Source organism: Arthrobacter sp. TJ-178, from assembly GCF_058269275.1.
The window spans coordinates 438,076-458,737 of sequence record NZ_JBZCNK010000002.1 but is presented as its reverse complement, the minus strand read 5'-3'; the positions used below and the strand labels follow the sequence as shown (position 1 = coordinate 458,737).

The following is a 20,662-nucleotide window of genomic DNA, read 5'->3' as shown; positions in this document are numbered from 1 at the left end:
GAGGTGAATATGGGCAATCCTGCGGTGGATGCGGGACAGTCCCGTTGTGGATGTGGGCAGTCCGGCGGCGAATATTGGCAGGCCAGCAGTGGATATGAGGCAGGCCAGCGGGAGGGATGGAGCGGCTGGCGGGAGCAGGGACAGGACAAGAGACAGGGCAAGAGACAGCAGGGTCAACCGGGGATCGCCCGCCTCAGCTTCACACTCTGTCCGCAAGAGCCGTGTGACCTAAACTGTAGCCACCGACACCCTCTTACTTTGGAGATATTGCGTGAGCTCTCAGCCGCTGAACCGTGTACCCATCCGCCGGGCCTTGATTTCGGTCTATGACAAGACCGGTTTGACGGAACTGGCTCAGGGCCTCTCCGCAGCCGGTGTCAGCATTGTCTCCACCGGTTCCACAGCCAAGCAGATTGCCGCTGCAGGTGTAGCCGTCACGGAAGTTTCCGAAGTAACGGGCTTCGCTGAATGCCTGGACGGACGGGTCAAGACGCTGCACCCGCGTGTCCATGCCGGCATTCTCGCGGACCGGCGACGTGCGGATCATGTGGCCCAGCTTGAGGAAATGGAGATTGAACCCTTCGACCTCGTGGTGGTGAACCTTTACCCGTTCGTGGAAACCGTAAAGTCAGGCGCCAGCCAGGATGAGGTGGTGGAGCAGATCGATATCGGCGGTCCCTCAATGGTCCGTGCCGCTGCAAAGAATCACCCCTCTGTGGCCGTGATCGTGAACCCGGCCAAGTATGCCGAGGTTGTCACCGCAGCCGCTGAAGGCGGGTTTGACCTGGAGCAGCGACGCCGTCTTGCTGCTGAGGCCTTCGCCTCCACTGCCGCCTATGACACGGCTGTGGCGGCCTGGACGGCAGAGCAGTTCGGCGACGGAACCGAGGAAGGCACCACTTGGCCGGCTTACACCGGGCTCGCGCTGGAGCGGTCCGAGGTTTTGCGTTACGGCGAGAATCCGCATCAGGAAGCGGCCCTCTATGCAGACAAGAGTGCGCAGCCCGGGGTGGCGCAGGCAGACCAGCTGCACGGTAAGGCGATGTCCTACAACAACTATGTAGACGCCGACGCCGCCCTTCGCGCAGCCTTCGATTTCAGCGAACCGGCCGTGGCCGTCGTGAAGCATGCCAACCCGTGCGGGGTTGCGGTCGCCTCCCCGGATGCTGCCGATCCCATCGCCGATGCGCATGCCAAGGCACACGCCTGCGACCCCGTATCGGCCTTCGGCGGAGTGATTGCGGCCAACCGGACAGTCACTGCCGGCATGGCCGAGACGGTCAAGGACATCTTTACCGAGGTGGTGATCGCCCCGGACTTCGAGCCCGCAGCAGTGGAGATCCTCTCCGCAAAGAAGAACATCCGCCTGCTGACCCTGCCCGACGGGTACGGACGCAGCGCGGCCGAGTTCCGCCAGGTCTCGGGCGGCATGCTGGTCCAGAAATCGGACAAGATGCAGGCCGACGGCGACCAGCCGGAGAACTGGACCCTGGTGTCCGGTCCCGCCGCCGACGATTCAACGCTGGCCGACCTTGCCTTCGCCTGGACAGCTGTGCGGGCGGCGAAATCCAACGCCATCCTGCTGGCCAACAACGGTGCGTCAGTGGGCGTTGGCATGGGTCAGGTAAACCGGGTTGATTCGTGCCGGCTTGCCGTGGAACGGGCCAATACCCTCGGCGGGCCGGAAGAAGAACGTGCCCGCGGCGCCGTGGCGGCCTCGGATGCGTTCTTCCCGTTTGCCGACGGCCTGCAGATTCTGCTCGATGCCGGAGTCCGCGCCGTGGTCCAGCCCGGCGGGTCCATCCGTGACAACGAAGTTATCGAAGCAGCCAACGCTGCCGGAGTCACGATGTACTTCACCGGCGCACGCCACTTCTTCCACTAAGCGCCTCGCAGGGCGTGCCGGGATGCTCTTCCGGCACGACCCAACCTCCGGGGCGGCGGGCTTAAGCAGCCGTCCCGGAGTTTAGGGAGCCTCGAGTGGGCTGTGGCATAGTTGGACTCAAATACAAGCCAAAAAGACGGGTTCCGTCATGCCGCATGACATGTTCGGTGCCCACCAACACACAAGGAGATCGTGTGGCTGAGAAAATCAAGGTTGTGGGTTCTGTCGTAGAACTCGACGGCGACGAAATGACCCGCATCATCTGGCAGTTCATCAAGGACCGCCTGATCAATCCGTACCTGGACGTAGACCTGAAGTACTACGACCTCTCCATCCAGAACCGCGATGCCACCGATGACCAGGTCACTGTTGACGCTGCCAACGCCATCAAGGAACACGGTGTGGGCGTCAAGTGCGCCACCATCACCCCGGATGAGGCCCGTGTTGAAGAATTCGGCCTGAAGAAGATGTGGGTTTCCCCGAACGGGACCATCCGCAACATCCTCGGCGGCGTGGTGTTCCGCGAGCCGATCATCATCTCCAACATCCCGCGCCTGGTGCCGGGTTGGAACAAGCCGATCATCATTGGCCGCCATGCCCACGGTGACCAGTACAAGGCAACGAACTTCAAGGTTCCCGGTGCCGGTACCCTGACGCTGACCTACACGCCCAAAGACGGCGGCGAGGAAATCAAGACCGAGGTTGTCACCTACGGTGATGACGGCGGCGTCGCCATGGGTATGTACAACTTCAACGATTCCATCAAGGATTTCGCCCGCGCTTCCTTCGCCTACGGCCTGCAGCGCAACTACCCGGTGTACCTCTCCACCAAGAACACGATCCTGAAGGCCTACGACGGCCAGTTCAAGGACCTGTTCCAGGAAGTCTTCGACGCCGAGTTCAAGGACCAGTTCGAAGCAGCCGGCCTCACCTACGAGCACCGTCTGATCGATGACATGGTTGCCTCCGCGATGAAGTGGGAAGGCGGCTACGTCTGGGCCTGCAAGAACTACGACGGCGACGTCCAGTCCGACACGGTGGCACAGGGCTTCGGCTCGCTGGGCCTGATGACCTCCGTGCTGATGACCCCGGACGGCAAGACCGTTGAGGCCGAAGCTGCACACGGTACGGTCACCCGCCACTACCGCCAGCACCAGCAGGGCAAGCCCACCTCCACGAACCCGATCGCCTCGATCTTCGCGTGGACCCGTGGCCTGATGCACCGCGGCAAGCTGGACAACACCCCCGAGGTCATTCGCTTCGCCGAGACCCTTGAAGACGTTGTCATCAAGACGGTCGAGTCCGGCAAGATGACCAAGGACCTGGCTGCCCTGGTCGGCCCGGACCAGGCATACCTGACCACCGAGGAATTCCTCGCTGAGCTCGATGCCAACCTGAAGACCCGCCTGGGCTAATTCCCAGCTGCTTCAGCGCATAACGACGGCGGCGCCCCACCTTCACGGGTGGGGCGCCGCCGTCGTTATGCGCTGAAGACCCGCTAGATGCCGGAGCCCTGGTCTCCGCCGGAGCCCATCGAGCCGGATCCGGATGAACCCGATCCCATGGAGCCGGAACCCGAGGAGCCTGAATCGGAGCCGGAGCTGCTCGAGGTTGACGAGGTCACCGATTCAGAACTGGACTGGCCGCTGATGGTGTTCGAATCCTTGTAGGAGGAGGACACCTCAATCTTGCGAGGCTTGGACCGTTCGCTGACCGGGATCAGGACACTGAGGACACCGTTTTCATAGGTGGCGGAAATTCCCTCAATGTCGATTCCCTGGCCCAGGTTGAGCTGGCGGAGGAAGGTGCCTGATTCGCGCTCCCGGGTCAGCCATGTGACGCCGTCGGAAGCCTGGATGGTTCGCTCGGCCCGGATGGTGAGCAGCTGGCCGTCCACATCCACGTCCACCGAACCCGGATCGATGCCCGGCAGATCGGCATTCAGAATGTAGTGGTCGCCCTCGCGGTAAAGATCTATGGGCATCAGCCGCAGCCGCTGCCGGGGATCGAGAAGGGCTCCTGCCATCCGGTCGAGCTCGCGGAATGGATCGAACTTCATCGCCATTATCATCAACTCCTTTGACGCCCACCTGCCAGGCAGGCGAATCATTAATCGGAACTTCAGAAGGTCGGTAACTTGAGTCAGCTCGACTCAAGTTATGAAATTAGGTTAGCAGTCACACAATCTGACTGCCAGAACCGAGGCCGAAATTGATGCCAAAAAGTGCAGAACCAAAAATCCGCGGCAGAGGGCCTCAGTCCACCGGCCACTCGTGGACGGGGGCATTCGTGTGCATGTTTTCCCAGTATCTGCGGGTGAGTTCTACAAGTGCAGGCCTGCGTTCCATGCCCTGACTCTCCAAGCGGCGCAGATACGCGATCTGCCAGGAGGCGCCGTTCTGCTCGGTGCGGGCACGCTCCCGGATGACGTCCAGATAGCGGCCGATTAATTCCTGGTCCACGCCCAGTTCCTCCAGTCCCGTTGCTGCCTGGGGGATCAGGTGGCGGAGAATCAGCTCGGCCACCGGCGTCTCCCCGATGCCGGGCCAGTACACCGTGGCTTCCAGACCGTTCCGTGCGCAGGCCAGGAAGTTGTCTGCGGCGCTCTTGAAGGCCAGCCGGGTCCAGAGCGGGCGCTCGGAGGTGCGCAGATGCTGGACCAGGCCGTAGAAGAACGCTGCGTTGGCCACGACGTCCAGCACTGTGGGGCCGGCCGGGAGAACCCGATTCTCCAGCCGCAGGTTGGGTGTGTGCTCGCCGGGATCATAAATGGGCCGGTTCCAGCGGTAGACGGTGCCGTTGTGAAGGCGGAGCTCCGGGAGCAGAGGGGCTCCGGCGGCCGTGGACCCGCCGCTGCTGCGGGAGAGTTCAGGGAGCAGCGCGGGAAAGTACCGGACATTCTCCTCGAAGAGGTCGAAGATTGAGGTTATCCAGCGTTCTCCGAACCACACGCGGGGCCGCACTCCCTGGTTGCGCATTTCGGGAGGCCTGGTGTCGATGGCTTGCTTGAAAAGCTCAACCCGGGTTTCATGCCACAGAATTCGTTCCATGAAGACGGGCGAATTTGCAGCAAGCGCCACCTGGGGAGCGGCGATCATCTGGGCGGCGTTCCAGGCTGGTGCAAAGTCCTCCGGGCTCACCTCCAGGTGCAACTGCACTGACGTGCAGGCGGCTTCGGGGGAAATATTTTTGGCGTAGAAGGACAGCGACTCAATACCACGCAGGTCCACGTGCACGTCTTCACCGCGTGCCTGGAGCACCGAGGTGTTCAGCGCGGCATAGCGTTTGCCGGCGCTGAGCCATTCCTTGTCTTCCAAAAGGTTTGGCCGGAGGGTGGGCAGGATTCCCGCCATGAGAATATCCGTATTCACCTCGGCCGCACGGGAGTCTGCCCGGTTCAGCTGGAAGCGGAGGCTGTCCTCGAGATCCCGCAGGCCTGAGCCGCCGATAGACAGTGCGGGGTGGTTCATTTCGATGTTGAAAGCGCCGATTTCGGTTTGGAACGCAGGATCGGCGATCTGCTCCAGAACGGCGGCATTGCGCAGCGCGGGGGTGAAGTCCGTGTTTGTCAGGTTCAGTTCCAGTTCCAAGCCAATACTGGCAGTGTCTGCGAACTGCGCCGTTGAAAGGTAACCGGCAAACCGGTCAAGGTTTTCAAGGAGTCGCTGGCGGTACCGTGTCCGCTGCTCCCGGCTGTATGTCTTGCTGTTAACTTCGGCGCCCATCGTCTGAAGATAACCATGGGCGCCGAAGGATGTATAGCGTGTTTCGGGGGGTGAGACAGAACGTGTGTCCGGCTCCGCCTCCGCGACGGAGAACCTAGGATTTCATCAGGCCCTTGAGAACGTTGGAAGCGCGCTGCATCTCACCGTGCTGGGCTCCCATGACGATCACTGCTCCGGAGAAAACGGGGATGCACCACTGCAGCAGCTTCAACTGCCGCTGGGCCGACTGCAGCTCCTTGGACGCCGTGGGATTCGGCTCGGTTGCACCAACCGCACCCTCCTCCGAATACTTTTCAACCTTCCGTCCCACCATCCCTGCGTAGAACGTCACCAGGGCGCCGATCACGGTGACGCCGGTCTTGTAAACGGTCAGGGATCCAACGCCGTCCTGCTTGGCCACGCGGCCCTTGTTTTCCCCGACAATGGCCAGGCCTGCCACAAAGTGGCCGATGATGGCGGCCGCCTGAAGCGGTGCCCATTTCTTCCAGCCCAAGCTGGAGAGCCTGGCCCGTTCCGTCGGGTCCTTCGCCTCGGCGGCAGCCCCGTTGAGGCCTACCGCACCCATCAATGAGCCGCCGAACCAGGCTGCCGCGGTGAGGTCGTGAACAGATCGAGCGAACAAATTTCCTGCCACTGGAATCTCCCTTGTAACTGCGGACACATGGGGCGGCACCGCTGTCCGCAGAATCGGTGCCCGCCGTGAATGCCACCCAACCACGCCCTGGCCACCGTCCACAAGAGTGCAGCTGTTCCCCGGCAGAATGAAGCTAAGTCTGCTTAGCTTCAACTTTACGAATCCATACTAAGTGTGCTTATGATCATGTCATCAGTAACGGTAATCCTCATCGGCAGGATTCTGATTCTTCATCCGCAACGATTTAGGAGAGAGAGTGACGATGACAGAGAACGAGTGGCCCAGAGACGGAAGCCATGCTGCTACCCCCACCCAGGGCAGTTCAGCGGATCCCAAGGCAGTAAAGGCCGGAGCTGCCAAGGACGAGGCATCAGGTGTGGCCCGGGATGCAGCCGGAAGCGCTGCTCACGTTGCCGAAACAGCTAAGACGGAAGCGGCCGGCGTTGCCTCCGAAGCCGCAGCAAATGCCCGCGACCTATTTGACCAGGCGCGGAGCGACCTGACGGAGCAGGCAGGAGCGCAGCAGCAGAAGGTTGCTGAAGGACTCCGCTCGGTGGCCGGCGAGCTGCACTCCATGGCGGAGAATTCCGAACAGTCCGGTGTTGCCACCGATCTGGTGCGCCAGGCCGCAGAGCGTTCCTCATCTGTGGCCTCGTGGTTGGATAACCGCAACCCGGGTTCGCTGGTGGAGGAAGTCAAGGGCTTCGCCCGTCGTCGCCCCGTCGCCTTCCTGGCCATGGCTGCAGGAGCAGGTTTCCTGGCTGGCCGCATGAACAAGGGTCTTAGCGCAGGAGTTCCCAGCCAGACTGCAGGAACCGGCGCGCCGACGGCTACCGGTACCGGTGCCGCCACGGGCACCACCACCATTCCGGAAACGATCTACCCTCCGGAACCCGCCGTACAGCCCACCTACGCAGCCGGTACAGGGACAGTGAACCCCGGGGGAGTCTCCCAGGATCCGTTCGGCACAGAGCCCACTGTCCCGACTGGCCGTCCTCCGGTATCCGATGATCAGCTTCCCGGATCGGGCACCCGCGCGGCTGATCCCTTTAACGGTGGTCGGCACTAATGAGTACCGAAATCCCTGAACCGCCGCCCACAGCAGCTGAAAGCACGTCACTGGGCGATCTCCTTGGCCAGGTGACGGCGGATATGTCCACCCTCATGCGCCAAGAGGTGGAGCTGGCCAAGGTTGAGCTGAAGCAGTCAGCCACCCGGGCCGGCAAGGGAGCGGGCATGTTTGCCGGTGCTGCACTGGCCGGTTACTTTGTGCTCCTGTTCCTGTCCATCGCGCTCTGGCAGGCACTCGGTGACCTGATCGGCCTTGGCTGGTCGGGGCTGATTGTCGCCGTGATCTGGGGCATCGTTGCCGCGATCCTCGCTATGCGCGGACGCAAGGAGATGCGAAAGATCAAGGGCATGCCGCAGACCTCCGAAACGCTGCAGGAAATACCCGGAACCCTGAAACCGAATGAGGACGCACGATGAGCGATAACCCGGACGCAATACGCGCAGACATTGAAGAGACCCGCCGCCGCCTCGGAACCAACGTGGACGCCGTGGCTGACAAGGTGACGCCTTCCCACATTGTCCAGCGACAGACGGACAAGGTTAAGGACGCCGTTTTCGGCGTCAAGGACAGTGTCAAGGACAAAGTGATGGGAGCAGCAGATCAGATGACAGACAAAATGCACTCCGGCACCGATTCGGCCGCCAGCGGCATGTCCCGTGCCGGCTCCGCGGTGGGCGATGCGCCGCAGAACCTTGCCAATAAGGCCCAGGGCAACCCGATCGCCGCAGGCCTGATTGCTTTCGGTGCCGGGCTGCTGGCGGCTTCGCTGATCCCGGCCACAGACAAGGAACGCGTCGCAGCGGACAACCTCAAGACCGCTGCCGAGCCCCTCACGAACCAGGTCACCGACGCAGCCAAGGAAATGGCGCAGGGGCTCAAGGAGCCCGCGCAGGAAGCCATGGAGAACGTCAAGGCAACAGCAACTGACGCCGCCCAGAACGTCAAGCAGGAAGGCCAGTCCGCTGCTGAAGACGTCAAGGGGAGCGCAACAGAGGCCAAGGACAACGTCCGCAACGCCTGAGTAGCCTTACACATCAAGAGCGGTCCTGCACTTTGCGGGACCGCTTTTGCGTTCCGTATTTCCGTTAGCCGGAGCGGGCCGGGGTATCACTGACGTATTTCAGGCCCATCTGGCGCCGGGCTTCATCAAACAGACGCATGCTTGCCAGCGAGTGTTCCCAGCTCATGGTCGGTGATTCGGCCAGCCCGGACTGGATGCACCGGGTCGCTTCGCGCAGCTCATAGGTGTATCCGTTGCCTATCTGGGGGAAGCGTTCTACCCGCTGCTCTCCGCCGCGCGGCTGCACGGTGAGTTCCACCGGGTTGTGCAGGGGAGTTCCGGTGCGAAGCCACCCCTCGGTCCCGGAGATCGTGGCCGTGCGCGTGCATTCCGAAACCAGCGAAGAGGCCAGCTGCGCCGAGGCCCCCGACGCGTAGGTGAGCAGGAGAGCATTCTGGGTGTCCACGCCGTCGTCGTCCAAGGTGCCGACGGCGGATATGTGCAGGGGGAACCCCAGCGCGCCCAGTGCCAGCGTCAGGGGATAAATGGTCAGGTCCAGCAAAGCTCCGCCGCCGTCTGCCGCATCCCAGAGACGGCTGGCGGGATCAGGCGGAGCCCGGAATCCCAGATCAGCCTGGACCCAGCGCACCTCGCCCAGTTCGCCCTGGCTCAGGATGTCCCAGATGCGGTTGATGCAGGGCAGGAACCGGGTCCAGACCGCCTCCATCAAGAACAGTCCGCTGGAGGAGGCCAGCGCGATCAGGTCTTCGGATTCCCGGGCGTTGACCGTCAGGGGTTTTTCACAGAGGACGTGCTTTCCTCCAAGCAGGGCATCCCGGGCAATGTCGTAGTGCTGTGCGTGCGGGGCAGCAATGTAGACAACGTCCACCTCGGGATCATCAATCAGGAGGCGGTAGCCCTTCACCCCTGCCTCGTCGAAATAGGTTCGGGTGAATCCGAAGTGTTCTGCGAACTGCGCTGCTGCCTCCTCGGTGCAGGAGCTGACCGCATGCAGGACCGCGTCTTCGAGCCGGGCAATATCCTCGGTGACCTTCGTTGCCACATTGCCCGTGGCAACGACACCCCACCGCAGGGTCCGGCCGGTTTTTTGCACCGGACTGGGCGCCCCTGTGTACACGCACGGCGGTGCGGGGATGTGCCGGCTCCCGGGGGTGCTGTCCTCGCCGGGTTGTGGCACTGATGCTCGCGCTCGCATGGTGATACCCAGCCCTCCCGGAAAGACGCCGTTGTCATTTCTGCAGCCCGTGAGAACCAACGATGAATCGCAGAGGCGTGCTACGTCAGTACAACGCCCGGGGAACGTTCGGTCAAGACGGGAACCGGTTCCCCGGTCCCGGGGGTTTCTATTGCCACCCGTGCTCAGGCGGTTCGGACCGCTTCGCGGTGAGCGGCGGCTGTGGCCAGGTACCTGACGGCGTTCTGCCGCACGCCGTCGAACTCCTCCTCGGTGAGTTCACGCCGAACCTTGGCCGGTACGCCTGCCACCAGGGAACGCGGCGGAATGACGGTTCCCTCCAGCACCACCGCTCCGGCCGCCACCAGTGAGCCGGCACCTACCACGGCGCCGTTCATGACAGTAGCGCTCATGCCGATGAGGCAGTCGTCCTCAATGGTGCAGCCGTGGACAACAGCGCTGTGACCAATGCTGACCCGCTGGCCCACCGTGGTGGGGAAACCGGGGTCTGCGTGCAGCACCACGTTGTCCTGCAGGTTGCTGCCGGCGCCCACCCGGATGGAGTTGGAATCTCCCCGGACACAGACGCCGTAAAAGGCGCTGGAATCCTCAGCCATGACCACGTCGCCTATCAGCGAGGCGGTGGGGGCGAGGAAAACGGACGGATCTGCCTGCGGAGTCTCGCCCCGGAGCGGGATGAGGTATGCCATCCCGCCAGCCTAGCGGCGCGCCGGGCAGGATGCGTCACCGAACCTCAGTTGAAGACGATGGTCCGCTTGCCGTCCAGCAGGACCCGGTGCTCGGCGTGCCACTGCACGGCCTTGGACAGGGTGCGGCCCTCGACGTCGCTGCCCAGGGCCGCCAGCTGCGCGGCGGACCGGGAGTGGTCCACGCGGATCACTTCCTGCTCGATGATGGGGCCTTCATCCAGGTCCGAGGTGACGTAGTGGGCGGTGGCGCCGATCAGCTTCACGCCGCGGGCATGGGCCTGGTGATACGGCCGTGCGCCCTTGAAGGAGGGCAGGAAAGAGTGGTGGATGTTGATGGCCCGGCCGGCGAGGTCGCGGCACAGGTCGTTGCTGAGGATCTGCATGTAGCGGGCCAGCACCACCAGGTCGATGTCCAGGTCCTGCATCAAGGCACGCAGCTGGTCCTCGGCGCTGTCCTTGGTGTCCGGCGTGACGGGGATGTGGTGGAAGGGTATGCCGTAGAAGGCGGCCAGTTCGGCCAGGTCCCGGTGGTTGGACACGATGGCGGGAATCTCGATGGGCAGGGTGCCGGACCGCTGCCGGAACAGGAGGTCATTGAGGCAGTGTCCGGATTTGGAGACCATGATCAGGGTACGCACCGGGCTCCCGGCCTCATGCAGCTGCCACTCCATGCCGAAGTCCGCTGCCACCGGTGCCAGGGCGGCCTGCACGTCTGCGTGGGTGCCTGGGGCGGTGAAGTCCACCCGCATGAAGAACGTGCCCGTTTCCGGGCTGCCGTACTGCTGGGATTCGGTGATGTTGCCCCGGGCGGCGGCCAGGCCTCCGGACACGGCATGGACGATGCCCGGCTGGTCCGGGCAGGACAGGGTCAGGGTGAACGCGGAGGCGGCGGAGAAATCAGTCACGGTTTCTAGGTTACCCGCCCGGGAAGCGCTCGCTTAGGCTAGGGAAATGGACGTAACCTTCATGCCCCTTTCCGATAAGGACGTCGAAGAGCTGGTCAAATTCCTGACCACCAACAGTTTTCCCTTCCACCGGATTACGGCTCCGTCCGAGGAGCTGGTCCGGCAGCTGATTGTTGACGGCCGTTTTGATGCCGACGGCGTCCGCACCTACTGGGTGTTCGGGGACAACCAGCGGCTTGGGCTGGCGATCCTGGAGCGGCTTGAGAGCCACTGTCCCGTCTTTGACCTCCGGCTGGTGGAAGAGGCCCGGGGTCAGGGCAGCGGTGTTCCCGTGCTGCAGGCCCTGACTTCGCTCGTCTTCAATGAGGCGCCCAGGGCGCACCGGTTTGCCGGGCGGACCCGGGAAGACAACATTGCCATGCGCAAGACCTTTTTGCGGTCGGGGTTTCTGAAGGAGGCCCACTACCGGGACGACTGGCCGCTGGATGACGGGCGGTGGATTGCCTCAGTCACCTACGCCGTGCTGCGCCGCGACTGGGAGCTGGGAACCGTGACCGAGTTCTCCCGGGAGGACGTGGACCTGCCCTGAAGTGCGGCCAGAGCTGCGGCCCGTCCGGCACGGGTGGCGCCAAGGGTCGAGGCGGATTCCCCGTAGCCCACCAGGAACAGCTGCGGAAGCTTCACAACCCTTGGCCCGTCCATGCGGATGCCCCCGCCGGGTTCGCGCAGATGCAGGGGAGCCAGATGGTCCAGGGAGGCCCGGAAGCCGGTGGCCCAGAGCACCGCGTCGGCAGCGGCGGAGCTGCCGTCCGCGAACACCGCCCCGTCCGGAGTCAGCCGGGCAAGCGGACCGCGCGACATCAGGACGCCGTCGTCAATGCCCTTTTGATATTGAGGGGTCAGAAGAATCTTGGTGGTGGAAACCACGCTGACGGGAGGAAGCCCGGCACGGGTGCGCTCGCGGACGGCGCGTTCAACGCCGCGGCCCCATTCGGCGTCGAAGGGGCGGCTGGTGAACTCCGGAGGCCGCCGCGTGGACCACACGGTGCGGGCGCCGGCGTCGTGCAGCTGGAGCAGGAACTGCACCGCGGAGGTTCCGCCGCCCACCACCAGGACCCTGCGGCCGGCAAAATCGCCGGCCCTGCGGAAATCCCGGGTATGCAGCTGTTTCCCGCGGAACTCCCGCTGGCCCGGATAGCTTGGCCAATAGGGCTTGTCCCAGGTTCCGGTGGCGTTGATGACCTGCCGTGCACGCCACACTCCGCGGTCGGTGCTGATGTGCAGCCGGTCATCAGCCGCACGGGTGACCGCCAGCACGCGGACGGGCCGCTGCACCTCCAACCCGAATTCCGCCTCATAGGCTCCGTAATACCGGGTGACCACGGAAGACGCCGGTTCACGGGGATCCGGCGTACCCAGCGGAAAGCGCGGCAGGTCGTGGATGCCGTGGGCAGATCCGAGGGTGAGCGAATCCCAGCGGTGGCGCCAGGCTCCGCCGGGGCCGGCATTGGCGTCCAGCACCACAAAACCGGGCCCTGCAGCCAACCCGCGGTGCTGGAGATAAAAGGCAGCGCTCAGGCCGGCCTGGCCGGCACCGATCACCGCTACCTCAACGTCCCGGTCCTCCACGGTCACCTGTCCTCCGCCCGCTGGCTGCCTCGACGAGGCAACATCCATGCATTTGTGTATCAACCGGTTCGCCCGGACACCTATTCCACCCGCCCGCGCCAAGTCATATTCGGCAGCCGCAGACCGCCGTCCGATAGGATGATTACGTCGCAACTGGCGTTAGGTGGGTCACCACCAGGGAGCGGCCAAGCAGCACAGACCACGGATCGCACGCCTGGGCCGAAGGTCAAGCCTTAGTCGCCTGACCCATAAAACGCCGTCCCCAGGAGATCTTTGTGAGACTATCCACCCAGCCCGTCACGGACGCGAAGTTATCCGACGTCGACCCGGAAATCGCCGCCGTCCTGAACGATGAACTGGCCCGCCAGCGCAGCACCTTGGAAATGATCGCTTCGGAGAACTTCGCCCCGCGGTCCGTCCTCGAAGCGCAGGGCTCGGTCCTGACCAACAAATATGCCGAGGGATACCCCGGACGCCGGTACTACGGCGGCTGCGAGCATGTGGATGTGGCGGAGAACCTGGCCATCGAGCGGGCCAAGGCCCTGTTCGGCGCAGAGTTCGCCAACGTGCAGCCGCATTCCGGGGCACAGGCCAACGCCGCGGCACTCGCAGCACTCATCAAGCCCGGGGACAAGCTGATGGGACTGAACCTGGCCCACGGCGGGCACCTGACCCACGGCATGAAGCTGAACTTCTCCGGCAAGCTCTATGAAGTGGCCGCCTACGGGGTGGACGAGGAAACCTGCCGGGTGGACATGGACAAAGTCCGGGAGCAGGCCAAAGCCGAGCGCCCGCAGGTCCTCATCGCCGGTTGGAGCGCCTATCCCCGCCAGTTGGATTTTGACGCGTTCCGTTCCATTGCCGATGAAGTCGGCGCCTATCTGTGGACGGACATGGCGCACTTCGCCGGCCTCGTGGCCGCCGGCCTGCACCCCACCCCGGTGCCCGCGTCCGACGTCGTCACCTCCACGGTGCACAAGACGCTGGCCGGTCCGCGCTCAGGAATGGTTTTGGCCAAGCAGGAATACGCGAAGAAGCTGAACTCCGCAGTTTTCCCGGGCCAGCAGGGCGGTCCGCTGATGCACGTCATTGCCGCCAAGGCGGTGGCGTTCCGGATCGCCGGCACGGAAGAATTCCGGAAGCGGCAGGAACGGGTGCTGGAAGGCGCCCGGATTATTGCGGAGCGCCTCAGCGCGCCCGACGTCGCCGGCCACGGCGTCTCGGTGCTCACCGGCGGCACCGACGTCCACCTGATCCTGGTGGACCTGCGGCATTCGGCTCTGGACGGCAAACAGGCCGAAGACCTGCTGCACTCCGTGGGAATCACGGTAAACCGCAATTCCGTACCGTTTGATCCCCGTCCGCCTATGGTTACGTCGGGCCTGCGGATCGGCACACCGGCACTGGCCACCCGCGGCTTCGGGGCTGCAGAGTTCACTGAGGTGGGCGAAATTATTGCCGCCGCGCTGAAGCCGTCCCCCGACATCGACGCGCTGCGCGCACGGGTCAGCGCGCTGGCAGAAGATTTTCCGCTGTATCCCGGACAGGAAGAGTGGTAACGAGTATGGAGAAGGGAAACAACATGGAAGGTTCCGTCACGGAAACCCCCGAAAATGACAGCGTTAACCTCGGCTGGGAGAAGAAAGAGAAAACTCCCTTCGGAACGCCGGTGGCCGCCCGGATCCTCGACGGGCGCAAAGCTGCCCGCGAGATCAAGGATGAACTGACCGAGCGGGTGCGCGTGCTGAAAGACGAGCACGGCATCACCCCGGGACTGGGGACCGTGCTGGTGGGAGATGACCCGGCCAGCCATTCCTATGTGGGCGGCAAGCATAAGGACTGCGCGCAGGTGGGGATTAATTCCATCCGCCGGGACCTGCCGGCGGAGATCAGCCAGGCGGACCTGGAAAAGGTCATCGATGAGCTGAACGCGGACCCGGCTACCACCGGATACATTGTGCAGCTGCCGCTGCCCGCGCATCTGGACACCAACGTCATCCTGGAGCGGATCGCCCCGGAAAAGGACGCTGACGGACTGCATCCGGTGAACCTGGGCCGGCTGGTCCTGAACGTGAGCGAACCGATGACGTCGCCGCTGCCCTGCACCCCGCACGGGATTGTGCAGCTGCTGGTGCGCAACGGGATCGCTCTGACCGGCAAGAAGGTGCTCGTCGTGGGCCGCGGCGTCACCGTGGGCCGTCCGCTGGGGCTGCTGCTGACCCGCCGTCCGATCAACGCCACCGTGACCCTTGCCCACACCGGCACCGTGGACCTGTTTGAGCACCTGCGCGAGGCCGACGTGGTGGTGGCCGCTGCCGGGTTCCCGGAAATGATCAAGGCCGAGGACCTCAAACCCGGAGCCATTGTCCTGGATGTGGGAGTCACCCGGGTCACCGACCCCGACACCGGCAAGACCACCCTCACCGGAGACGTGGAAAAGGCAGCCGCAGATGTGGCCGGCTGGATTTCCCCGAACCCCGGGGGAGTGGGTCCCATGACCCGGGCCATGCTCCTGTCCAACGTGGTGGAAGCTGCGGAGCGCACGGCAGGCATTCTCGCCTAGGTAGTTACCAGCACGACGGCGGCCGGGCAGCGGGAGCAGCATCCCGCCGCCCGGCCGCAAAACGTTCCCCAACAGCCCGGCAGTGCACTAGGCTGTTCGAGTGCCGCAGATCACACCCTCCCCGACTGTCCCCAAGACCGCCTCTTCCACCGTCATTTCGGCCCGAAACCTACGCAAGACCTACGGCGATTTTCATGCCGTGGACGGGATCAGCTTCGACGTCCCCGCGGGGGAGTCCTTTGGGCTTCTCGGCCCCAACGGCGCCGGTAAGTCGACCACCATGAAAATGATCGGCGGCGTCTCGTCACGCACCTCCGGGGACCTCACCGTCATGGGGCTGGACCCGGACCGGTACGGGCCCGAGGTGCGCGCCCATCTGGGAGTGGTGCCGCAGCAGGACAACCTCGATGAAGACCTGCGCGTGCGTGAAAACCTCCTGGCCTACGGCCGTTACTTTGGCCTGCCCAAGAGTTACCTGGGACCCAAGGCGGACGAGCTGCTGGAATTCGCCCAGCTGACGGACAAGGCCAAGGGCCGGGTGGAGTCCCTGTCCGGTGGAATGAAGCGGCGGCTGACCATCGCCCGGTCCCTCATCAACGACCCCAAGATCCTGCTGCTGGATGAACCCACCACGGGACTGGACCCGCAGGCGCGCCATATCCTCTGGGACCGGCTGTTCCGGCTCAAGGAAGCCGGGGTCACGCTGATCCTGACCACTCACTACATGGATGAAGCGGAACAGCTCTGCGACCGCCTGGTGGTGGTGGACAAGGGCAAAATCATGGCGGAAGGATCTCCCGCTGCCCTGATCCGTGAATACTCCACAAGGGAAGTGCTGGAGCTGCGCTTTGGTTCCGAACGCAACACCACGGTGGCAGGCGAACTGCTGGGAATCGGCAGCCGGATCGAAACCCTCCCGGACCGCGTCCTTATTTATGCCGACGACGGTGAGGCCGCTCTGGAAGCGGTCAGCTCCCGCGGGCTGAATCCCATCACTTCGCTGGTGCGTCGTTCTTCGCTGGAAGATGTTTTCCTCCGGCTTACCGGCAGGAGCCTCATTGACTGATCAGCAGCTATCAGGCGCACCGGTGGGGAAAGCGGGAGGAACCCAGCACGCTGTGCTGGGGCTGCGTTCTCCGCTGACACCGGAGCAGACCGCATCCCGGGCACGGCGCTTCGGCGCTGTCTACTATGCCGAGCACTGGATCCGGCGCATGCGCGGCTACGGGTGGACCGTGCTCATGACTGCGGTGGGCACTCCTCTGGTGTATCTCTTCGGTATGGGCGTAGGGCTGGCATCGCTGGTGGACACCGGCGATGCGTCCTTCGACGCCGGGAACGGCACCACGGTCTCCTACCTCGTCTTCGTGGCTCCGGCTCTGCTGGCCACCGCAGCCATCATGGTGGCAGCCGAAGAAAATACCTACATGGTGATGGGTGGATTCAAATGGCACCGCACCTACTACGGTCCCAACGCGTCGCCGCTTTCCAGTAGTCAGCTGGTGGACGGGCACCTGATCGGATTTTCGGTCCGGATGCTGATCACCACCGCCCCGTACTATGTCTTCCTGCTGCTCTTCGGCGCAGTGGAGCAGCAGGGCACGGCCTGGCTGATGATTTTCACCGCGATTCTTGGCGGCGCGGCGTTCGGCATGCCGCTGATGGCCTACAGTGCGTCGCTGGAGGAAGACAAGGGGCAGTTCGCCATGGTGCAGCGCTTCATCGTGATGCCGCTCTTCCTGTTCTCCGGCACCTTCTTTCCCCTGGAGTCCCTGCCCGGAGCCATCCGCTGGATCGGCTGGATTTCTCCGTTGTGGCACTCCACCGAGCTCGGTCGGATCCTCAGCTACGGCTACGCCGAGCCCCCGGCACTGACCGTGGTCCATGTGGCGTATCTGCTGCTTCTCGGCTTTGTCGGCTGGGTCCTGGCACGCCGGAACTTCACCCGGAGGCTCGCAAAATGAGTACGCAGGACCGTTTGGCTCCCACTAGCCTGGAGCCGTCCGACCGTTTCCTGGGCTCGCTTTATGCCCGCAACATCCGTTCAGTGTTCGCCCGCGGGCTGAAGGCCACGTGGGGCAGCAACTGGGCTGTCTTGGTCAGCGGGTTCGTGGAACCGGTGCTGTACCTGATAGCCATGGGTATTGGACTGGGTTCCCTGATTGGCACCGTCGCCGGCCCGGGAGGCGAACAGATCGGGTACGCCAACTACATTGCCCCCGCACTGCTGGCCGTTTCAGCCATGAATGGAGCGGTATACGACTCCACGATGAATGTGTTCTGGAAGCTGAACTACGCCAAGCTTTATGAAGGCATGCTTGCCACGTCACTGGGGCCGCTCGACGTCGCGCTCGGGGAAATCCTGCTGGCCCTGCTCCGCGGTGCCATGTATGCCACGGGCTTCACTGCTGTCATGGCGGCCATGGGGCTGGTGACGTCTCCCTGGGCGCTGCTCATGATTCCCGCCGCCGTGGTGGTGGCCTTCGGCTTTGCTTCCTTCGGCATGGCGATCACCAGCTGCATGAAGACCTTCCAGCAGCTGGAATGGGTGAACTTTGTCATGCTGCCCATGTTCCTGTTCTCCGCAACGTTCTATCCGCTGAGCGTGTACCCGCAGGGCCTCCAATGGGTAATTCAGGCGCTTCCGCTGTGGCACGGCGTGGAGATGATGCGGCAGATCAGCGTGGGGATGCTGAGCTGGGGAACCGCCGGTCACCTGCTGTATTTCGTGGTGATGATCGCGCTGGGGCTGGTGGTGACTACCCGGCGTCTTCGGTCCCTGTTCCTGAAGTAGGTGTTGCGGCGTTCGTTTCTTCGGACGCAGCTTGCAGCTCCTGCCAGGCGGACCGGAAGATCTGCTCGGTGCCGCTGTTGAAGAGCACAAACTCCACCCGGCGCACCGACCGCGCCGGATAATCCCGCACTGTTCGCAGACCGATGTCCGCCACCACAGCAGGGTCCCACCCGTAGATCCCTGCACTGACGGCAGGAAAGGCCACTGACTGCACGCCGAGTTCTTCGGCGATATCCAGGGCGCGGCGGAAACACGAGGCCAGCAGTGCGGGATCGGTTTCGCCCGCACGGGCATTGGGCCCTACCGTGTGGATGACCCAGCCGGCGGGCAGATCGAAACCGGGGGTGGCCACGGCGTCGCCGGTGGGAAGCCCCTGCGCGTAGGCTCCGGCCCGCAGCTCCCGGCAGGCAGCCAGAAGTCCCGGACCGGCGGCGCGGTGAATTGCGCCGTCCACTCCGCCGCCGCCCAGCAGGGAAGAGTTCGCGGCATTCACGATGGCGTCCGCAGTGTTGGTGGTGATGTCTCCGGTGGAAATCAGGATCTGCATGCGGCCCAGTGTGGCACTCGAAGTTCCCTGCCCGCCAGTTTCCCCACCATCAGTTAGGCGGCACCCGCCCCGTACCCCGTTTGGTGTCTTCCGCATCCGCAGGCAGGACGGGACCATGGAGGGGGACAGGCCGGGCCGGTACCCCTCGGGACGATTGCGGCCAGGCAATGAAGCAACCAACCGGAGGAGTTCCCATGGCTGATCGGTTCGCAGGAAAGACCGCCCTTGTGACAGGCGCAGGGTCGGGCATCGGAAAAGCTGCGGCGGTGGCGCTGGCAGCGGAGGGCGCCAGCGTCGTCGTCAACGATCTGGACCTGGAAGCCGCACAGGCTGTGGTGAACTCCATCTCGGAAGCGGGCGGCACCGCGGTTCCTTCCGTGGGTGACGTGGGGACGGCCGAAGATGTGAAGGGCGCCGTGGACACCGCCGTCAGCGAGTTCGGCGGACTGCACCTGGCCTTCAACAACGCGGGGATCAGCGGTCCGCTGGGGCTGCTGACGGAGATTGATCTGGAGGGGTACCGCCGGGTCATTGACGTGAACCTCAATTCGGTCTTCTACGGAATGTATTTCCAGATCCCCGAAATGCAGAAGGCCGGGGGAGGAGCGATCGTGAACATGTCCTCCATCCTGGGAGTGGTTGGCTCAGCCACTGCCGTTCCCTACGTCACGGCCAAACACGGGGTGACGGGCATGACCCGCGCCGCGGCACTCGGCTACGCGGACCAGAACATCCGGGTGAACTCGGTGCATCCCGGGTACATCGACACCCCGCTCCTGGAGGCCCTGCCCCGGGACGTCTATGCGTCCCTGGTGGGACTGCACCCCGCCGGTAGGCTGGGCACCGCGGAGGAGGTGGCCCACGTGGTCCTCTTCCTGCTCTCCGAGCAGGCGGCCTTCGTCACGGGCGCCCAATACTCGGTGGACGGCGCGTACACCACACAGTAGGCTCCGGGGCAAGTACCCGCTGCCTGCCGTCCGCTTACAGGGCAGCGGGTACTCGCCTTTTGAGAAAGGAAAGCACCGATGATCGGATCATGGCACGCAACCGTCATCGACTGCCCGGACCCGGACTCGCTGGCATCTTTCTACGAATCCCTGCTGGGCATGATCCGGGTTGACCATGAAGACGACGGATCCTGGATCACCATCGGGGATGCGCCGGACCGCCCTGCGCTCGCGTTTGCGCGGGTGCCCGGATACACCCCGCCGCAGTGGCCCGGACAGGATATTCCCCAGCAGATGCACCTGGACGTCCGCGTGGCGGACCTGGATCTTGCGGAGGCCCAGGCCGTAGCGCTGGGCGCCACCGGCATGGACCGCGGAAGTGAAACCTTCCGGGTATTCCTGGACCCTGCCGGACATCCCTTCTGCCTTGTCGCCTGGTAGGAGATTTCGCCGGGGGAGGACGGTTTAACGGCTTCGCTTCCGAGTTTGAGACAATGAAGCCATGCAGTCGCTCCCTCACGGCAAGAAGCCGCAGCCCTCGTCCAAACCCCGCCGCGGGGTGAGCCAGAAAATGGCAACCTTCGGCATGTCCCTGATGCTTTTGGTTTTCCTGGTTGCCGTGGTTTTCGCAGCCAATGAAAACGACTTCATCGGGTGGGCGGTTGTCGTCATCTCGCTGGGCTGGCTGTGCCTCTTTTCGTTTGTGGTCTTCAGTGTCCGCGGTGCCGCCCGCAAGGCCGGCGCCAAGATTGCCCAGGCCCAGGACTCCCTGAACATGGCAGCCGGCATCACCCCCGGCGTCCAGGTCGTTGACGAAGCCACCACCATCAGGGACCAGAAGCTGGACCACAGCTTCAAGATCGTCCAGGTTCAGGCCCGCGTTATCCGGGAAAACCTCGGCCGGGACGAAGAACAGGTGAACCGTGCCCTGGAGACCATCGAAATCACCTCGCACAACGCCCGGTCCATGATCAAGAAGGACGACGGCGGCCCGGTGGAGGGCACCCTGGTGGACTAACAGTCCCGGAACCGGGCCCCTGCAGGAGAACCGGAACC

Annotated in this window: 22 protein-coding genes and 1 riboswitch; of the genes, 14 read left to right on the top strand and 8 right to left on the bottom strand. The window is 63.9% G+C overall.

From position 1 onward, the window contains the following. Positions 1-271 precede the first annotated feature (271 nt). Positions 272-1,885 (top strand): bifunctional phosphoribosylaminoimidazolecarboxamide formyltransferase/IMP cyclohydrolase, encoded by a 1,614-nt coding sequence (gene purH, locus AC4D2Q_RS08360; protein ID WP_490946007.1) that lies wholly within the window; start codon positions 272-274, stop codon positions 1,883-1,885. A gap of 155 nt (positions 1,886-2,040) precedes the next feature. Next, a complete protein-coding gene (locus AC4D2Q_RS08355) occupies positions 2,041-3,300 on the top strand; it encodes an NADP-dependent isocitrate dehydrogenase (RefSeq protein ID WP_490946006.1) in 1,260 nt (419 codons plus the stop codon). Between the two features lie 83 nt (positions 3,301-3,383). Here the strand turns inward: AC4D2Q_RS08355 and AC4D2Q_RS08350 are convergent, their stop codons facing one another. The 3 genes from AC4D2Q_RS08350 to AC4D2Q_RS08340 all read right to left on the bottom strand — a co-directional run bounded on the left by AC4D2Q_RS08350 (position 3,384) and on the right by AC4D2Q_RS08340 (position 6,244). Then, complete coding sequence (locus AC4D2Q_RS08350) at positions 3,384-3,950, bottom strand: Hsp20/alpha crystallin family protein (RefSeq protein WP_490927034.1); 567 nt, start codon at positions 3,948-3,950, stop codon at positions 3,384-3,386. A gap of 190 nt (positions 3,951-4,140) precedes the next feature. Continuing rightward, positions 4,141-5,610: a glutamate-cysteine ligase family protein gene (locus AC4D2Q_RS08345; RefSeq protein WP_490946005.1), complete on the bottom strand. Its 1,470-nt coding sequence runs from the start codon at positions 5,608-5,610 to the stop codon at positions 4,141-4,143. Between the two features lie 94 nt (positions 5,611-5,704). Further along, a complete protein-coding gene (locus AC4D2Q_RS08340) occupies positions 5,705-6,244 on the bottom strand; it encodes a hypothetical protein (RefSeq protein WP_490927036.1) in 540 nt (179 codons plus the stop codon). 262 nt (positions 6,245-6,506) lie between these two features. Between AC4D2Q_RS08340 and AC4D2Q_RS08335 the strand changes: the two genes are divergently transcribed. The 3 genes from AC4D2Q_RS08335 to AC4D2Q_RS08325 are packed head-to-tail and all read left to right on the top strand — an operon-like array spanning position 6,507 to position 8,337. Beyond that, positions 6,507-7,313, top strand: coding sequence for a hypothetical protein (locus AC4D2Q_RS08335; RefSeq protein ID WP_490946004.1), 807 nt, complete (start codon positions 6,507-6,509; stop codon positions 7,311-7,313). Further along, positions 7,313-7,732 carry a phage holin family protein gene (locus tag AC4D2Q_RS08330; protein ID WP_490927038.1) on the top strand — a complete coding sequence of 140 codons (420 nt, stop codon included), beginning with the start codon at positions 7,313-7,315 and terminating at the stop codon, positions 7,730-7,732. Before AC4D2Q_RS08335 ends, AC4D2Q_RS08330 begins: the two co-directional genes overlap by 1 nt. After that, positions 7,729-8,337, top strand: coding sequence for a DUF3618 domain-containing protein (locus AC4D2Q_RS08325; RefSeq protein ID WP_490927039.1), 609 nt, complete (start codon positions 7,729-7,731; stop codon positions 8,335-8,337). The genes AC4D2Q_RS08330 and AC4D2Q_RS08325 overlap by 4 nt, the downstream gene beginning before the upstream one ends. Before the next feature lie 64 nt (positions 8,338-8,401). Here AC4D2Q_RS08325 and AC4D2Q_RS08320 read toward each other — a convergent pair whose 3' ends face one another. The 3 genes from AC4D2Q_RS08320 to purU form a co-directional block, all read right to left on the bottom strand. Beyond that, positions 8,402-9,430 (bottom strand): Gfo/Idh/MocA family protein, encoded by a 1,029-nt coding sequence (locus AC4D2Q_RS08320; protein ID WP_490946003.1) that lies wholly within the window; start codon positions 9,428-9,430, stop codon positions 8,402-8,404. A gap of 266 nt (positions 9,431-9,696) precedes the next feature. After that, on the bottom strand, positions 9,697-10,221 hold the full coding sequence (locus tag AC4D2Q_RS08315) for a gamma carbonic anhydrase family protein (protein WP_490946002.1): 525 nt from the start codon (positions 10,219-10,221) through the stop codon (positions 9,697-9,699). A gap of 44 nt (positions 10,222-10,265) precedes the next feature. Next, complete coding sequence (gene purU, locus AC4D2Q_RS08310) at positions 10,266-11,126, bottom strand: formyltetrahydrofolate deformylase (RefSeq protein WP_490946001.1); 861 nt, start codon at positions 11,124-11,126, stop codon at positions 10,266-10,268. Positions 11,127-11,172: 46 nt separating this feature from the next. Here purU and AC4D2Q_RS08305 point away from each other — a divergent pair, with 46 nt between their 5' ends. Then, the gene (locus tag AC4D2Q_RS08305) at positions 11,173-11,715 is read left to right on the top strand and encodes a GNAT family N-acetyltransferase (protein WP_490927043.1); all 543 of its coding nucleotides are present in this window, start codon (positions 11,173-11,175) and stop codon (positions 11,713-11,715) included. On the opposite strand, the gene AC4D2Q_RS08300 is transcribed toward AC4D2Q_RS08305, so the two are convergent. Further along, positions 11,640-12,761, bottom strand: coding sequence for an NAD(P)-binding domain-containing protein (locus tag AC4D2Q_RS08300; protein ID WP_490946000.1), 1,122 nt, complete (start codon positions 12,759-12,761; stop codon positions 11,640-11,642). The two genes, AC4D2Q_RS08305 and AC4D2Q_RS08300, sit on opposite strands and share 76 nt — an antisense overlap. Before the next feature lie 133 nt (positions 12,762-12,894). After that, positions 12,895-12,982: riboswitch (ZMP/ZTP riboswitch) on the top strand. A 48-nt stretch (positions 12,983-13,030) separates the two neighbouring features. Between AC4D2Q_RS08300 and glyA the strand changes: the two genes are divergently transcribed. The 5 genes from glyA (at position 13,031) to AC4D2Q_RS08275 (ending at position 18,112) form a co-directional block, all read left to right on the top strand. After that, positions 13,031-14,314, top strand: coding sequence for a serine hydroxymethyltransferase (gene glyA, locus AC4D2Q_RS08295; protein ID WP_490945999.1), 1,284 nt, complete (start codon positions 13,031-13,033; stop codon positions 14,312-14,314). Between the two features lie 110 nt (positions 14,315-14,424). Continuing rightward, a complete protein-coding gene (locus tag AC4D2Q_RS08290) occupies positions 14,425-15,318 on the top strand; it encodes a bifunctional methylenetetrahydrofolate dehydrogenase/methenyltetrahydrofolate cyclohydrolase (protein ID WP_490946219.1) in 894 nt (297 codons plus the stop codon). A 100-nt stretch (positions 15,319-15,418) separates the two neighbouring features. Beyond that, complete coding sequence (locus tag AC4D2Q_RS08285) at positions 15,419-16,384, top strand: ABC transporter ATP-binding protein (protein ID WP_490945998.1); 966 nt, start codon at positions 15,419-15,421, stop codon at positions 16,382-16,384. Further along, positions 16,377-17,282 (top strand): ABC transporter permease, encoded by a 906-nt coding sequence (locus AC4D2Q_RS08280; protein ID WP_490945997.1) that lies wholly within the window; start codon positions 16,377-16,379, stop codon positions 17,280-17,282. The genes AC4D2Q_RS08285 and AC4D2Q_RS08280 overlap by 8 nt, the downstream gene beginning before the upstream one ends. Next, complete coding sequence (locus AC4D2Q_RS08275) at positions 17,279-18,112, top strand: ABC transporter permease (protein ID WP_490945996.1); 834 nt, start codon at positions 17,279-17,281, stop codon at positions 18,110-18,112. Before AC4D2Q_RS08280 ends, AC4D2Q_RS08275 begins: the two co-directional genes overlap by 4 nt. Here AC4D2Q_RS08275 and AC4D2Q_RS08270 read toward each other — a convergent pair. Further along, positions 18,078-18,659: an O-acetyl-ADP-ribose deacetylase gene (locus AC4D2Q_RS08270; protein WP_490945995.1), complete on the bottom strand. Its 582-nt coding sequence runs from the start codon at positions 18,657-18,659 to the stop codon at positions 18,078-18,080. The two genes, AC4D2Q_RS08275 and AC4D2Q_RS08270, sit on opposite strands and share 35 nt — an antisense overlap. 194 nt (positions 18,660-18,853) lie before the next feature. Here AC4D2Q_RS08270 and AC4D2Q_RS08265 point away from each other — a divergent pair, with 194 nt between their 5' ends. The 3 genes from AC4D2Q_RS08265 to AC4D2Q_RS08255 all read left to right on the top strand — a co-directional run bounded on the left by AC4D2Q_RS08265 (position 18,854) and on the right by AC4D2Q_RS08255 (position 20,624). Continuing rightward, positions 18,854-19,606 carry an SDR family NAD(P)-dependent oxidoreductase gene (locus AC4D2Q_RS08265; RefSeq protein ID WP_490927051.1) on the top strand — a complete coding sequence of 251 codons (753 nt, stop codon included), beginning with the start codon at positions 18,854-18,856 and terminating at the stop codon, positions 19,604-19,606. A 78-nt stretch (positions 19,607-19,684) separates the two neighbouring features. Beyond that, positions 19,685-20,047: a VOC family protein gene (locus AC4D2Q_RS08260; protein WP_490927052.1), complete on the top strand. Its 363-nt coding sequence runs from the start codon at positions 19,685-19,687 to the stop codon at positions 20,045-20,047. Between the two features lie 61 nt (positions 20,048-20,108). After that, positions 20,109-20,624 (top strand): hypothetical protein, encoded by a 516-nt coding sequence (locus AC4D2Q_RS08255; protein ID WP_490945994.1) that lies wholly within the window; start codon positions 20,109-20,111, stop codon positions 20,622-20,624. Positions 20,625-20,662 lie beyond the last annotated feature (38 nt).